Genomic DNA, 14,754 nt, shown 5'->3' on the forward strand with positions numbered 1-14,754 from the left:
CCCCAGGCGATGCCCACCCCACCGCCGTCGCCGAATGGCCGGTCCGGACCGTCGTCGATCTCCGCAGCCCCCGGGAGTTCGCCGCCCGCGCGCACCCGTTGCAGTCCGACGGCACCGCCGTGCATCTGATCTCCCTGCTGACCGACACCGAAGTCACCGCGCCCAGCCAGGGCGCCCGGCTCGCCGACATCTACCAGGGGATCCTGATCAACGCGGGGAAGCAACTCGCCGACGTCCTGCAGATCGCGGCCACCGCCCCCGGACCGGTGCTGCTGCACTGCGCCGCAGGCAAGGACCGCACCGGAATCGCCGCCGCTCTCTTGCTGCGCATCGCAGGCGTCGAACCCGGCGACATCGTCGCCGACTACGTCTCGACCAACGAACACATGCCGGCCATCCTGGCGCGGATCACCCGCTTCGCTCCCGAACTCGGCCGGACGCATCCCCACGACCGTGACCTCCGCGGCGCCGTCCCCGCCGCCATCGAAGGGGTTCTGTCGCACTGGGACGCGCACCCCGGCGGAGTGCGCGGGTGGGTGCAGTCGCACGGTGCCACCGCCGAGGCACTCCAACTCTGGACCGCGCGTTTCACCGCGAGCCCGTGACGAAGCACGACGCGGACTCATCCGACGACGCGGACAGAGACGTCCAGTCCCGATCAATCATGACTTGCTCGCGCTTCGGTCATCACAGCCACACAGTGCGCACGCGACTCCCCCGCGGGGCTCGTACCCGTTTTCAGAGATCAGATGGGGACGACCACTCCGTAACGATCGGTCTCGGTTGTGGTCATGGTAGGGATGCCAGGGCGTTCGGGAGGGTGTGGGTGGTGGTGCGTTCGCGTGCCGGGCGGCCGATTCCCTCGGCGATGGCCCGCAGTTCCTCGACGGTCTTCTCGGATCCGTGCTCCGAACCCGCCATCCGGGAGATGGTCTCCTCCATCAACGTGCCGCCGAGATCGTTCGCGCCGCCCTGCAACATCACCTGGGTACCGGTGACCCCGAGCTTGACCCAGCTGGTCTGGATGTTCGGAATCCGCCCGTGCAGCATGATCCGGGCCAGGGCGTGCACCGCCCGGTTGTCACGGTTGGTCGGGCCCGGACGGGACGCGCCCGCCAGATACAGCGGCGCACTCTGATGCACGAACGGCAACGGCACGAACTCGGTGAATCCGCCCGTCCGATCCTGAATTCCGCGCAGCACCCGCAGATGCCCGACCCAGTGCTTCGGGTTGTCGACGTGGCCGTACATCATCGTCGAACTCGACCGCAGACCCAGCTCGTGCGCCGTGGTCACCACCTCGATCCAGGTGGCGGTGGGCAGCTTGCCCTTGGTGAGCACCCAGCGCACCTCGTCGTCGAGGATTTCCGCGGCCGTGCCGGGAATGGTGTCCAGACCCGCCTCGCGCAGTTCCGTCAGCCAGTCCCGGATGCTCTGCCCGCCGCGGGAGGCGCCGTTGACGATCTCCATCGGGCTGAACGCGTGCACGTGCATCGACGGCACCCGCGCCTTCACCGCGCGCACCAGATCGGCGTACCCGGTGACCGGGAGTTCCGGGTCGATGCCGCCCTGCATGCAGACCTCGGTCGCGCCCGCGACGTGGGCCTCCCAGGCCCGGTCCGCGACCTCGTCGGTGGACAGGGTGAACGCGTCCGCGTCGCCCTTGCGCTGCGCGAACGCGCAGAAACGGCAGCCGGTGTAGCAGATGTTGGTGAAGTTGATGTTCCGGTTCACCACATAGGTCACCTCGTCGCCGACGGCGTCCTTGCGGAGCGCATCCGCCAGCGCCACCATCGCCTCGAGCCCCGGACCCTCGGCCGTCGCCAACGCCAGGTACTCGTCGTCGGTGCAGCCCGCCGGGTCCCGTTCGGCGCTGCGCAGCGCCGCGAGGACGTCCGTGTCCACCCGCACCGGGCCGCTCAACTCCAGCACCTGCTCGCGGACGGTCTCCCAGTCCCCGAACGCACTGCCCAGATCGCTGCGCGTCTCGGTGTTGCGGCCGTCGGTGTCGATCTCGGTGTGCAGATCCACCCGGCCCGTCGACTCCCAGGACTCGTCCGGCTCCTGCCACGGCAACCCCACCGGCTTCGTGTCGAGCTTCGCCAGCCCGGTGTGCGGGTCCGCGAGGGCCTGCACGTGCCCGGTGATCCGCGGGTCGATCCACGGCGAGCCGGCCAGCACGAACTGCGGCTGCGCCGCCGTGCGCTCGGTGAGCTCGAACCCGGCCTCCGCGGTGATCGCGGCCAGGGTGTCCAGGTTCGGCCACGGCCGCTCCGGGTTCACATGGTCCGGGGTCAGCGGCGACACGCCGCCCCAGTCGTCGACACCCGCACCCAGCAACGCCAGGCATTCGGTGTTCGACACCAGGTTGGGCGGTGACTGGATGCGCATCCCCGGGCCGAGCAGCAGCCGGGACACGGCGATGGTCGCGGCGAACTCCTCGAGACCCGCATCCGGCGTATCACGCATCGCGGTGTCGGGCTTGGCGAGGAAATTCTGGACGATCACTTCCTGAACGTGGCCGAACGCCTTGTGCGACTTGCGGATCGCCATGATCGACTCCGCCCGCTCCCGCACGGTCTCGCCGATACCCACCAGAATGCCCGTCGTGAACGGCACACTCAACCTGCCGGCGTCGGTGAGCGTGCGCAACCGCACCGCCGGATCCTTGTCCGGGCTGCCGTAGTGGCACTCGCCCTTGTCGGTGAACAACCGGGTGGACGTCGTCTCGAGCATCATGCCCATCGAGGGAGCCACCGGCTTGAGCCGGGAGATCTCCCCCCAGCTCATCACACCCGGGTTCAGGTGCGGCAGCAGTCCGGTCTCCTCGAGCACCCCGATCGACATCGCCCGCAGGTAGTCCAGCGTCGAATCGTAGCCGCGCTCGTCCAGCCACTGCTTGGCCTCCGGCCACCGATCCTCGGGGCGGTCGCCGAGGGTGAAGAGGGCTTCCTTGCAGCCCAATTCGGCGCCCTGCCGCGCAATCTCCAGCACCTCGTCCGGTTCCAGGTACGCGCCGCGCCCCTCGGCCCGCAACTTGCCGGGCACGGTGACGAACGTGCAGTAGTGGCACTTGTCCCGGCACAACCGCGTCAGCGGAATGAACACCTTGCGCGAGTACGTGACAGCCCTGGGTCTGCCCGCCGCCAGCAACCCGGCGTCCCGGACCTTCGCCGCCGACGAACACAGATCGGCCAGATCGTCGCCGCGGGCCTGCAGCAGGACCGTCGCCTCGTCCACGTTCAGAGTGGCGCCGTCGCGCGCGCGGCGCAGCACCCGCCGCATCGACGAAGGAGTCGGGACGTGAGTAGCCATCGAGCACTGTGTCATGACATGTCCTGTCTACGGCTTAGGCGATTTGAACGAGGCAGAGTCGACGGCACGTATTCAACCGCCCGCATAGGCCGAATGGCGCGCGGACAGTGAGTCAAGAAGACCTGATCACCCCTACATTGCGTAGACCGCGACTCGCGTCGCTAGTGGATCGTAGTGGGTGCGCGCACCGCAGATGACGGCAACCTCCGGCCGTGGTCTGCATTCCCCGGCCGGATGGCGGCGGTTGGTTGGCTTTCCACGTCCCGCATCCTTTGAAGCGTCCTACGCTCCTCCTCGATGTAGCCGCCCCAGATTCCGTGGCGTTCGTAGGCTTCGAGTGCGTAGTTGAGGCACCTCGCGCGCACGGGGCATCGGAGGCAGATCCGTTTCGCGGCACGTACTCGACTCGCGCGTGGTTCGCCTCGTTCATTGTCAGGATGGAAGAACACCGCGGGGTCGGCGTCCCGGCAGGCTGCGGACAGTTGCCAATCCCAGGACTCTGCGCTCGGCGACGGAAGCCGTACCGCTAATGCAGGCAAACGTGTTGTCCTCTCGCCAGTTGGTAGGCGCGTATCAACCCTGCGGTGGAGCTATCCCCGTCATAAGCTGCGCCGTCTGTGTCCCAGAGGGCAGGGCCCAGTTCCAGAGCCGATGTCTTGCCGAGTTCGACACCCCACTGGTCGAACGAGTCGATGCCCCACACGACCCCTTGTACGAAGACTTGGTGTTCATACAAGCCGATCAGCTGCCCGAGGGTCGACGGTGTGAGCTTCGTGCCAAGGATCGTGGTCGACGGCCTGTTTCCGGGCATCACCTTGTGCGGTACGAGTTCGGGCGGTGTCCCGTCTGCGACGACCTCGGTAGCGGTTTTTCCGAATGCCAGCACCTTGGACTGGGCGAGCATGTTCGCCGTCAGCACACCGTGCATCGACCCCGCGCCGTCAAGAGTGGGGAGATCATCAATCGGTTGCGCGAACCCCAGGAAGTCCACGGGAATCAACCGCGTGCCCTGATGCAGAAGTTGATGGAAGGCGTGCTGACCGTTCGTGCCGGGTTCACCCCAGAACACTTCGCCGGTCGCCGCACCAACGCGAGTCCCGTCAGCCTGTACCGACTTGCCGTTCGATTCCATCGTCAGCTGCTGCAGGTAGGCCGGAAACCGTGCGAGGTCGTGCGAATACGGCAGCACAGCACGGGAGTCGGCGTCGAAGAAGCTCGCGTACCAGACGCCCAGCAGACCCAACATGACTGGTGCATTCGACTCGAGCGGCGCAGTGCGGAAGTGCTCATCGATCTTGCGGGATCCGTCGAGAAATTCGGCGAAGCGATCTCGTCCGATCGCGGCCATCACCGCGAGTCCGACGGCCGAGCCCACCGAGTACCGTCCGCCGACCCAGTCCCAGAATCCGAAGGTATTCGCCGGGTCGATTCCGAACGCGGCCACCCGTTCGGCGTTCGTCGAGACGGCGGCGAAATGGTGCGGGACCGCATCGTCGCCGAGAGTCTCGGTGACCCATCTGCGGGCCGCTGCCGCGTTGGTCATGGTCTCCAACGTCGAGAACGTCTTGGAAACAACGATGAACAGTGTGCTGGCGGGGTCGAGGTCCGACAAAGTCGAGACCAGGTCCGCGGGGTCGACATTCGACACGAACCGCACCTCGGGTCCGTCTACATAGTGACGCAACGCGCGATAGACCATGGCCGGGCCAAGATCCGAGCCACCGATACCGATGTTCACCACCGTTCGGATGGCCTTACCGGTGGCGCCGCGCCAGTCCCCGGACCGAATCCGATCGGTGAACGCACCCATCCGATCCAACACACGGTGGACGTCGCCGATGACATCCTGCCCGTCCACCATCAGGGTGGCATCGCGGCGCTCTCGCAGCGCCGTATGCAAGACCGCACGGTCTTCGGACACATTGATGTGGGCGCCGGAAAGCATCGCGTCCCGCTGTTCCTCCACGCCGGCGGCACGCGCAAGATCGAGAAGAAGACCGAGGGTTTCACGTGTGATCCGGTGTTTGCTGTAGTCCACATACAAGTCGCCGGCGGTAACGGTCAGATCGGTGCCGCGGCCTGGATCGGTGTCGAACAGCTCCCGCAGATGCAGGGCGGCGATCGCCTGTTGGTGATCGGTGAGTTTCTGCCACACCGGGATTTCGGTGACGTCGGTGGATGTGGTCATCACAGCGCCCGCAGCCGCGGGGCAAGATCCCGCTCGAAGAGTTCCAGGAACCGCTTCTGATCGTGGCCGGGAGCGTGGAAGACCAGGTGGTTCAATCCGGCATCGAGATACGGGCGGATCTGGGCCACCGCCTCATCCGGATCCGACGCCACGATCCACCGCTTCGCGACCTGCTCGATCGGCAACGCATCCGCCGCCTTCTCCATCTCGATCGGATCATCGATGCTGTGCTTCTGCTCCGGCGTCAACGACAACGGCGCCCAGAACCGCGTGTTCTCCAGCGCCAACTCCGGATCCGTGTCGTACGAAATCTTGATCTCGATCATCGTGTCGATCTCCGCCACATCACGGCCGGCCTTCGCCGCCCCCTCCGCGACCGCAGGCATCAACTTCTCCGTGTACAACTCCATGCCCTTACCGGACGTGCAGATGAACCCGTCACCGCTACGACCGGCATACCGGGCCACCACCGGACCACCGGCCGCGATGTACACCGGAATCCCACCCTCGGGCACGTCGTAGATCGACGCCCCCTTCGTGGTGAAGTACTCACCCTCGAAATCGACCCGGTCGCCGAGCCACAGCTCACGCATCAACCGCACCGACTCCCGCAGCCGCGCGAACCGCTCCTTGAACTCCGGCCACTGACCCGCGAAACCCGTCGCGATCTCGTTCAATGCCTCACCGGTACCCACCCCGAGCATGATCCGCCCCGGATACAGACACCCCATCGTCGCGAACGCCTGCGCCACCACCGCCGGGTTGTACCGGAACGTCGGCGTCATCACCGACGTCCCCAACTGCAACCGCTCCGTCCGCTCCCCGACCGCCGTCATCCACGCCAACGAGAACGGCGCATGCCCACCCTCGTGCCGCCACGGCTGGAAATGATCCGACACCGTCGCCGAATCCATACCGTGCGCCTCCGCCAGAACACCCAGCTCCACCAACTCCCGCGGACCGAACTGCTCCGCAGACGCCTTGTAACCCAACCTGATCATTACTGCACCGCCTCCATAGTCCGGACCTGATGTCCACCGAATTTCTGTCGTAGGGCCGACACTGCCTTCATCGTTGGCGAGTCCGGCTGGCGGGAGGAGAATCGTGCGAACAGGGCGGCCGAGATCACCGGAACCGGCACGGCGTGCGCGATAGCCTCTTCGACGGTCCAGCGGCCCTCACCGGAGTCTTCGGTGTATCCGGTGATCGCGCTCAGTCCTGGGTCCTCCCGCAGCGCCGAGACGAGAAGTTCGAGCAGCCAGGAGCGCACCACGGTGCCGTTCTGCCACGCCCTCATCACACTGTCGGGGGCGGTGATCCGGGGTTCGGCGGCCAGCAGTTCGTATCCCTCCGCGTACGCCTGCATCAAGCCGTACTCGATGCCGTTGTGCACCATCTTTGCGTAGTGGCCGGCGCCGACCGGACCGGCATGCACGAAACCCTCGTCCCGCTTCCCTTCGGGCCGCAGTGCGTCGAAGATCGGCATCGCGCGAGCCACATCCGCATCCCCGCCGCCCACCATCAGACCGTAGCCCTCTTCCAGGCCCCATACTCCCCCGGACACGCCGCAGTCCAGGTAACCGATTCCACGCTCCCGCAGGACATCCGCGTGCACCTCGTCATCGGAGAAGCGAGAATTGCCTCCATCGATGACAAGGTCCCCCGCCGCCAACAAACCGCGCAGTGCGTCGATCACACTGCGGGTCGGCTCACCCGCGGGAACCATCACCCAGACCACCCGCGGACTGCTGAGACGAGTCACCAGTGCAGCCAATGACCCCACATCCCGGATCGACGGATCGGCGTCAAACCCGATGACTTCATGACCGGCGGCGCGAACACGCTCTCGCATGTTTCCGCCCATCCGCCCTAGACCTATCAAACCCAATTGCATCGGAAGCTCCTCGACAGTTGCGTGGCGATCGGCGCGGGATCCAGACTCCACCGCTGCACGAAATCGCGCATCGAATGCCTGTAATCATGCCGTTCATCCCGCTGAACTGTCAATATCTGCGCACTCATCGCTAGAATCGTGGAGCCCCAACCAGATTTCACACAGTGCCGATGCCGAGGAGAGAGTCGTGTCCGCCACGGAAAGACGAGGTCAGATACTCCAACGCCTCCAAGTCGACGGCTACGTCGAGGCCAAGATCCTCTCGCGCGAACTCGGCGTCGACACGTCCACGATTCGGCGCGATCTCGACACGCTGGTTCGGTCCGGCCACGCCGAACGGACCCACGGAGGAGCCCGACCCGTCACCGGCGCATCATCCGAGATCCCCTATGCGGTGAAGGAAACCGAGCACCGACAAGAAAAGACCGCGATCGCGCATCTTGCGGCACAGCAGGTAACAGATGGCCAAACCATCATTCTCGACAGCGGGTCAACCACCTACCAGGTGGCCCGCGAACTTCGCCACAAGGCCGATCTGACGATCATCACCAACGACCTCCGAATCGGGAAGTATGTGGCCACCATCCCCGGCACACGACTACTCGTGACCGGCGGTGAGCTGCTCGGATCCGTCTTCACGCTCGTCGGTGAACGCGCCGTCGACTTTCTGTCCGACTACTCGGCCGACTGGGCCTTCCTCGGCGCAGACGCCATCGACCCCATCGCGGGCATCACCAACAGCAACACCCTCGAAGTTCCACTCAAGCGGGCAATAATCTCGGCAGCAACTCGCACCGCAGTCGTCGCCGATAGTTCCAAACTCGGACACCGCGCCCTCGCCAAAGTCGCCGCGATCGACGAAGTCGACATGATCCTCACCGACACCGGACTTCCGGGCGTCCAGGCCGAACAGTACGGCGACCAAGTTGTCCGTGCGCGCGTAGCTGACGACCATCAGCAGAACAACTAAGCTACTCCCAATATCGAGACTCCACCCCCTCGGCGACCAGGAACTCGGCCAGCTTGGACAGGCTCCAGGTCGAGAACGGCAGGTCGCGCTCGGTCGGGGTGGACTTGGCGATCTTCTTGATCTCCCGGCGTCCGGACAGAGTGAACTTCTTCGGTCTTCCCCCTTTGCATTTCGGGTACAGCGAGTCGAACCCGTCGGTGTTGAAATTGTGGATCTCGTCCCGGACCCGGTCGGCGCTGGTGAAGCTGACCTCGCGAATTGACGACAGGCATCCGTTGGACGGACAGTAAGATCATCTGCGCCCGCCGCCAGGTCACCACGGATCCGGTGCCTCGGCGCACGATGCGCAGCAGCCGTTTCCACTCGTCATCATCGATCTCCCGAACCCGCACTCGCTCTGCCATCTGATCAGGATGACCGAGGTAGCGTCCAGCGACCGGCAATCAAGCGGCGCGTCGGACCAACGGGGAAACAAACCCGCGTGCGGCACTAGACCCGAATAGGGGACAGTATTGCAGATTCCGCGTCCGCCGCCTCGGGTGAGGCGACCGCCGCCAGGGACGGGCGACCACGGGATGAGCGCAGCCGTCCCGCCGACTACGTCCCAGCAACGCCGCATCGCTGACGGCGACGAGCCTGTTCTCCGACGACCCGAGCGCGCTCATCCACAATGCCTCACGCTGGCATGCGCGCGCCGTGAACACCCTCGCACTGCACGCACTCAGGGGATCATTTCTGCGGCTTCCCGTTGCCGCCCAGAGAGATACAGTTCTTGGACCTTGCTGCAGACCTCGCCCCATCCCATCCGCACGAAGATATCGTTATGGAAGTTTACGTCCTTGGCGCCCATTCCTCCTGCATACAGCGCAATTACGGATTTGATCCGTGCTGCCGCAGTCTCGACGTCGTCGTGCTCGCTGACCCAGATCACGCCGGCTACATCGAAGGAGTTCTGATCGCGGCGGGCGGTGGGTCGGGCGAAGCCCTCGGTCAGTGCTTTCCGGTAGAAGTCGTCGGATTTCGGCGAGAACCACAGTGGTAACCATCCATCAGCGATTTCAGCTGCGAGCGCCGCATTCTTCGGTCCTTCGGCTCCCAGGTAGACAGGGATGTCGGAGCCCAACGGGTGTACGGTCGATTTCAGTGGTTTGCCCAGTCCGGCGGCGCCGTCCCCGGTGTACGGCAACTGATAGTGGCGGCCGGAGTAGGCTACCGGCTCGTTCCGGGTCCACACTGCCCGCATGATCTCGACGTATTCCCGGGTTCGCTCCAACGGCCGCGGGTAGGGCTGTCCGTACCAGCCTTCGACTACCTGAGGGCCCGACGCCCCGATACCTACCACCATCCGGCCACTGCTCAGATGATCGATGGTTGCAGCGGCCATCGCCAGCGCGGTGGGGTTTCGCGCCGATATCTGGCACATCGCAGTACCCAACCGCATCGCGGACGTGCGAGTCCCCCACCACGCGAGCGGCGAGATCGCATCCGAACCGTAGCTTTCTGCGGTCCACATGCTTTCGACGCCGACTTCCTCGGCCTCGGCCAACACCCGCTCGACGTTCTTCCGGCCCAGCCCCCCAGTAGCCAACACCAATTCCGAATGACATCATCGCCGATTCCGCCATGCCCGTCGTGCCCGCCCCACGCGGCGGGCGGGCACGGTTGCGCGGTGTACCCGTCGTCGGTCACCGACGCAGAGTGGACGACCCTCGAACCGCTGTTGCCCGCGCCCGGCAGCACGGCAGGCCGCGGCGGCAGACCCGAGAAGCATTGCCGCCCTCTAATAGTGGACGCCATCTTGTACATCGTCCGCAGTGGTATCGCGTGGCGGCAACTGCCGATGGAGTTCCCGCCAGCCGGGACGGTGTACGCGGTCTTCGCCCGCTGGTCCCACAGCGGCGCGTGGCAGCGCATCGTCGACGCGCTGCGCGACCGCCTGCGAGTGCGTGACGGGCGGGACCGGTGCCCGACCGCGGCGATCATCTACTCGCAGACGGTGCCGGCCGCGGATACCGTGCCCCGATCGAGCCGCGGCTGGGATGGCGGCAAGAGAACGAACGGCGTCAAGCGACACGTTGCCATCGATGTGAACGGACTGCTGCTCGCCGTCGTCGTCACCGCTGCCTCGATCCAGGACCGACGCCGCGCACCGACTCCTGACCGCACTGCGCGGCAGGTTCTCCACCATCTGGCTGGTCTGGGCCGACGGCGGTTATCCCGGACGGCTGCCCGTCTGGGCGAAAGACGTCCTCGCCCTGCCTATACAGATCATCAAACGCATCCCCGGCGCCACCGGCTTCCACGTCCGACCCCGCGTGTGGGGGGGTCGAGAGAAGTTTCGCGTGGATCAACAAGCACCGCCGCTGCGTGCGAGACTACGAAACCAGACCCGACCACCACGAGGCCATGGTTCACATCGCGACGATCGCGACCATGACGAGGCGGCTCGCCCGAACCTGACGGTTTTCAAACGCACTCTCACAATCCTGACACCCGTGCTTGCGAGGAGTCAGGCCGTGGCCGCCCCACCGGACGGGACACCGCCGATCCGACCCGTTGATCGGTAGTCGATGTGTGCAATTTAGTCGCATCTGCGATTATTTGACACTAGGCTATTTCGCCAATAGCCTGATACACGTCACTTCAACGCCTCGCTGAGTAAATGCGCTTTTGCATGCCGCCGGCCTGAAGTTCGGCGCGACAGACGACCTGCAAGGGAGTGCCCGATGACCACCACCCACACGATTCCCCCGGACACCGGTTTCGATGAACTGGTCGCCCTGGAACCCGAGGCCCGCAAGTGCCCGTTCCCGACGTACTCCACCCTGCAAGCGGACCACCCGATCGCCTACAGCGACACCCTGAATGCGTGGGTGATCACCCGCCACGACGACATCCTCACGATCCTGCGCCAGCCTGAGGTCTTCTCCAGCCGACAGCAGAGCGGGCCGAGCTCGGTGACCGCACTCGCCGAACGGGTGGTGGCCGACGACAGCTACCCCGACGCCACCCGGGACCACGCGGCACGGCGCCTGCGGCTGAGCAAGTCGCCCGTCCTGGTGAACTCCGATCCGCCGGAACATCGCCGGCAACGTCGACTGGTCACCTCCGCCTTCTCCCCCCGCAGCGTCGACTCGATGGTGCCGGCCATCACCGAGATCGCCGAGACCATCGTCGACGCCGCGGTCGCCGCGGGCAAGGTCGACCTGGTGCAGAACTTCACCTTTCCGTTCCCAATGACGGTGATCGCCCGGATCCTCGGCGTCCCGGAGGCGAAGATGGAGGTCTTCAAACTGTGGACCATCGCCTTCACGCGAGGGGTCGGGGCGAATGATCTCGACCGCGAACAGATCATCGAGCTGTTCGCGGCGGTCGACGACTTCTACGACTACTTCACCGAGCAGATCGCCGACCGCGAACGTGAGCCGAAGGACGACCTGCTGACCGCCGTCGTGCAGTCCCGGATCGACGGCGAACGCCCGCTCACCGAAGACGAACTCCTGCAGATGCTGGTTCAGTTCCTGGTTGCGGGCAACGAGACGACCACCAACCTCATCGGCAGCTGCCTGCTGCGATTGTCCGGCGACCCCGAGCTGCTCGCCGGACTCCAGGCGGACATGTCCCGGATTCCCGACTTCGTCGAGGAGGTCCTGCGACTCGAGTCGCCCACCCAGGGTATGTATCGCACCCTCACCCGGGACTACGACCTCGCCGGGATCCACCTGCCCGCCGGGAGCATGGTCTTCATGATCTATGCGGCGGCCAACCGCGATCCCGAGGTCTTCAAGTGCCCGCACGACGTCTCCGAGGAGAACGACCCGAAGCGTCACCTCTCTTTCGGACGCGGCGAACACCTCTGCCTCGGCATGCACCTCGCCCGCCGCGAAGCGATCATCGCGCTCGAGGCGCTGCTGTCTCGCATCGAGAAGATCATCCCGGAGCGCGCCACCACGGAGATCGACTACAACCGCAGCTTCATTCTGCGGGGGATCACCGCACTGCCGGTGGAACTCGTCGCGAAGACGTAGCGACGGCAGCACAAGTGGTCGGCCCGGGCCCCTGCGGCTCGGCCGGCCCGGCGAGGCGAAGTGGGATACTTGCTCGATGACCACCCGTCCGGCCGGCAATCTACCGGTGGAACTGACAAGTTTCGTCGGCCGGCGCGAAGACCTGACACGGGCGAGAACCCTGCTGGGCACCAGCCGACTGCTCACCCTGACCGGAGTCGGCGGGGTCGGCAAGACCCGGCTGGCGTTCGCGGTCGCCGGCAGCGTCCGTCGCGAGTTCCCTGACGGGGTGTGGATCGTCGAACTCGCCGATCTGCGCCAGGGTGGCCTGCTGGTGCAGACGATCTGCCGCCAGTTGGGTCTTCCCAACGATTCTGCCGACGCCTTCGGCCAGCTCGCCGAGCATGCGGCGACCAGACGGCTCCTCTTGGTTCTCGACAACTGTGAGCACCTCATCGACGCCTGCTCAGAGCTGGTGCGCCGGTTGCTCTCCGTGTCGCCGTCGGTCAGGATTCTGGCGACCAGCCGGCATCGGCTCGGTGTCGAGGGTGAGCAATTGCTGCCGGTCAGTCCGCTGACCGTCGACTCGCCGGGCGGCCTGGGCGAAGCGATGGTGTTGTTCGAAGAGCGCGCGTCGGCCGCCAAACCCGATTTCCGGATCGCCGACGACAACCGTGCGGCCGTGGAGGAGATCTGCCGCAGCCTCGAGGGCCTGCCCCTGGCCATCGAGTTGGCAGCGGCGAACATCCGGATCTTCAACCCGGCCGAGATCGCCTCTCGCCTCGGCGACACCGCGTTGCTGTCCTCGACCGAGCGGACCCGCACCGCCCGGCACCAGACCCTCCAGTCGGTCGTCGACTGGAGCTACCGATTGTGTTCACCTCGCGAACGTCAGGTGTGGGAACAACTCTCGGTCTTCTCCGGAGGTTTCACCGCTGAGACGGCCGACGGTGTCTGCCTGCCGGCCGAGCCGGGGAACGGCGTCCTGCGCGAACTAATCGCGTTGCTCGACAAGTCGATGATCGTTCGGATCGACGACGAGAAGGCCCAGCGAGGCCGCTACCGGCTGCTCGAACCGATGCGCCAGTTCGCACTCGAGAAACGGGAATCGTCCGCCGACGCCGCCGCAGTCCGTATCCGTCACCGCGACTACTTCCTGCGCCTCGCGCAGCGTTCCGACACCGACTACTGCAGCCCGGACGACATCGAATGGTTCGCCCGTACCCGGGCCGAGCACGCGAACATCCGAGAGGCGATGGCGTTCAGCGTGGCCGAGCCGGGACAACCTGGGGTAACCCTCGAGATGGTGCGCGCGATGCGGCCCTACTGGTCACAGTCGGGAACCATGGTGGAGGGATTCCAGTGGTCGGTCCGCGCGCTCGAGCAACTCACCGAGCCGACGCCGGAGCGCGCGATGGGCCTGGCCACCGGCAGCCTCCTCGGCTTCCTCATCGGCGAGATCGACCGGGCACACGCGATGCTCCGCGAACACAACGAGCTGGCGGAGCAGCTGGGGACCGATGAGTTCACGTTCCGGGCACACTTCGCAGCCGCCCTCGAGGCATCGTTGCGTCGGGACGGGAGCCGGGCCTTCGAGCTCGCCGAGCAGGCGCTCGAACTGGACACCGCTCGAGCCGATCCCGGACTGGTCGCCGACTGCATGGCACTGTCCGCGCTCTACGCGTTCATCACCGAACACCCGGATGCCGAGAAGTTCACGCAGCGTCACCTGGACTACGCCGACCGCCATCAGGGGCATCTGGTGCGGGCCACCGCCCTGGGACCCATGGGGATCGTGCGTTGGCACCAGGGCGACACCGCCGCCGCCGAGGCCCTGATGGCCGAGGCGATAGACCTGTACGCGGCGTTCGACTATCCGGGGATGACCGTGGTCGCCATCGACGTGATCGGGTGGTGTGCCGCCGACAGCGATCCCCCGCGATCTGCGGCACTCCTGGGAGCGGCCGCGACGCTGTGGCACCAGCACAGTCACATGAAGCTGGCGCAGGCAGCGCTCGATCCGGTCACCCGGATCGTCGAGAAGCGGCTGCGCCAGATGATGGGCGATGCCGCGTTCGTGTCGGCCTTCGACCAGGGGCGGGCCCTGACGCTCGACGAAACGGTGCGGCTCGCGCGCGGCGCCGACGGCCCGACCGAGCCCCGACCAGCTGCACCGGCTCGCCGGTCCGGCGTCACCCGCCGCGAACAGCAAGTGGCCGAACTGGTGGCCGACGGTCTGACCAACAAGGAGATCGCGGCCAAGCTCGTGATCTCCGCGAGAACCGTCGACGCTCACGTCGATCACATCCTGACCAAGCTGGGCTTCCGCTCGCGGACCCAGATCGCACGGTGGATCAGCGCGACCGACGGCGACGCCTGA

11 protein-coding genes and 1 pseudogene are annotated in these 14,754 nt (G+C 65.9%); 5 read left to right on the forward strand and 7 right to left on the reverse strand.

All coding sequences use genetic code 11. The features are described from left to right. Positions 1-605: tyrosine-protein phosphatase (locus G9373_RS20600; RefSeq protein WP_167116516.1), on the forward strand; the 605-nt coding region annotated here is incomplete at its 5' end. A 184-nt stretch (positions 606-789) separates the two neighbouring features. On the opposite strand, the gene G9373_RS20605 is transcribed toward G9373_RS20600, so the two are convergent. From G9373_RS20605 to gnd, 5 genes are all read right to left on the reverse strand, one after another. After that, positions 790-3,330 (reverse strand): bifunctional FO biosynthesis protein CofGH, encoded by a 2,541-nt coding sequence (locus G9373_RS20605; protein WP_167116519.1) that lies wholly within the window; start codon positions 3,328-3,330, stop codon positions 790-792. A 146-nt stretch (positions 3,331-3,476) separates the two neighbouring features. After that, positions 3,477-3,854 carry a WhiB family transcriptional regulator gene (locus G9373_RS20610; protein WP_167116522.1) on the reverse strand — a complete coding sequence of 126 codons (378 nt, stop codon included), beginning with the start codon at positions 3,852-3,854 and terminating at the stop codon, positions 3,477-3,479. Beyond that, positions 3,842-5,503, reverse strand: coding sequence for a glucose-6-phosphate isomerase (pgi, locus tag G9373_RS20615; protein ID WP_167116525.1), 1,662 nt, complete (start codon positions 5,501-5,503; stop codon positions 3,842-3,844). Before pgi ends, G9373_RS20610 begins: the two co-directional genes overlap by 13 nt. Beyond that, entirely contained in the window at positions 5,503-6,504 is a 1,002-nt protein-coding gene (fgd, locus tag G9373_RS20620) for a glucose-6-phosphate dehydrogenase (coenzyme-F420) (RefSeq protein WP_167116528.1), read from the reverse strand. Before fgd ends, pgi begins: the two co-directional genes overlap by 1 nt. Continuing rightward, on the reverse strand, positions 6,504-7,448 hold the full coding sequence (gene gnd / locus G9373_RS20625; RefSeq protein ID WP_346842840.1) for a phosphogluconate dehydrogenase (NAD(+)-dependent, decarboxylating): 945 nt from the start codon (positions 7,446-7,448) through the stop codon (positions 6,504-6,506). Before gnd ends, fgd begins: the two co-directional genes overlap by 1 nt. Positions 7,449-7,584: 136 nt before the next feature. On the opposite strand from gnd, the gene G9373_RS20630 reads away from it, so the two are divergent. Continuing rightward, positions 7,585-8,367, forward strand: a complete 783-nt coding sequence (locus G9373_RS20630; RefSeq protein WP_167116534.1) for a DeoR/GlpR family DNA-binding transcription regulator — start codon at positions 7,585-7,587, stop codon at positions 8,365-8,367. Between the two features lie 22 nt (positions 8,368-8,389). Here G9373_RS20630 and G9373_RS48225 read toward each other — a convergent pair. Next, a pseudogene (locus G9373_RS48225) lies at positions 8,390-8,771 on the reverse strand (helix-turn-helix domain-containing protein); the annotation flags it as partial. Between the two features lie 317 nt (positions 8,772-9,088). Then, positions 9,089-9,916 (reverse strand): LLM class F420-dependent oxidoreductase, encoded by an 828-nt coding sequence (locus G9373_RS20640; RefSeq protein ID WP_346842841.1) that lies wholly within the window; start codon positions 9,914-9,916, stop codon positions 9,089-9,091. Between the two features lie 51 nt (positions 9,917-9,967). Between G9373_RS20640 and G9373_RS20645 the strand changes: the two genes are divergently transcribed. From G9373_RS20645 to G9373_RS20655, 3 genes are all read left to right on the forward strand, one after another. Next, a complete protein-coding gene (locus G9373_RS20645) occupies positions 9,968-10,804 on the forward strand; it encodes an IS5 family transposase (RefSeq protein ID WP_240960643.1) in 837 nt (278 codons plus the stop codon). 289 nt (positions 10,805-11,093) lie between these two features. Beyond that, positions 11,094-12,395 (forward strand): cytochrome P450, encoded by a 1,302-nt coding sequence (locus tag G9373_RS20650; protein WP_167116537.1) that lies wholly within the window; start codon positions 11,094-11,096, stop codon positions 12,393-12,395. A 76-nt stretch (positions 12,396-12,471) separates the two neighbouring features. Continuing rightward, a complete protein-coding gene (locus G9373_RS20655; protein WP_167116541.1) occupies positions 12,472-14,754 on the forward strand; it encodes a LuxR C-terminal-related transcriptional regulator in 2,283 nt (760 codons plus the stop codon).

The organism is Rhodococcus sp. A14 (genome assembly GCF_011603105.1).
GTDB classification, from domain to species: domain Bacteria; phylum Actinomycetota; class Actinomycetes; order Mycobacteriales; family Mycobacteriaceae; genus Rhodococcus_F; species Rhodococcus_F opacus.

What these genes read in the sequence shown, in the direction of transcription:
- G9373_RS20645 (WP_240960643.1), top strand. Translation starts at nt 9,968, where the DNA reads ATGACATCATCGCCGATTCCGCCATGCCCGTCGTGCCCGCCCCACGCG.
- G9373_RS20650 (WP_167116537.1), top strand. Translation starts at nt 11,094, where the DNA reads ATGACCACCACCCACACGATTCCCCCGGACACCGGTTTCGATGAACTG.
- G9373_RS20605 (WP_167116519.1), bottom strand. Translation starts at nt 3,330, where the DNA reads ATGACACAGTGCTCGATGGCTACTCACGTCCCGACTCCTTCGTCGATG.
- G9373_RS20655 (WP_167116541.1), top strand. Translation starts at nt 12,472, where the DNA reads ATGACCACCCGTCCGGCCGGCAATCTACCGGTGGAACTGACAAGTTTC.
- pgi (WP_167116525.1), bottom strand. Translation starts at nt 5,503, where the DNA reads ATGACCACATCCACCGACGTCACCGAAATCCCGGTGTGGCAGAAACTC.
- fgd (WP_167116528.1), bottom strand. Translation starts at nt 6,504, where the DNA reads ATGATCAGGTTGGGTTACAAGGCGTCTGCGGAGCAGTTCGGTCCGCGG.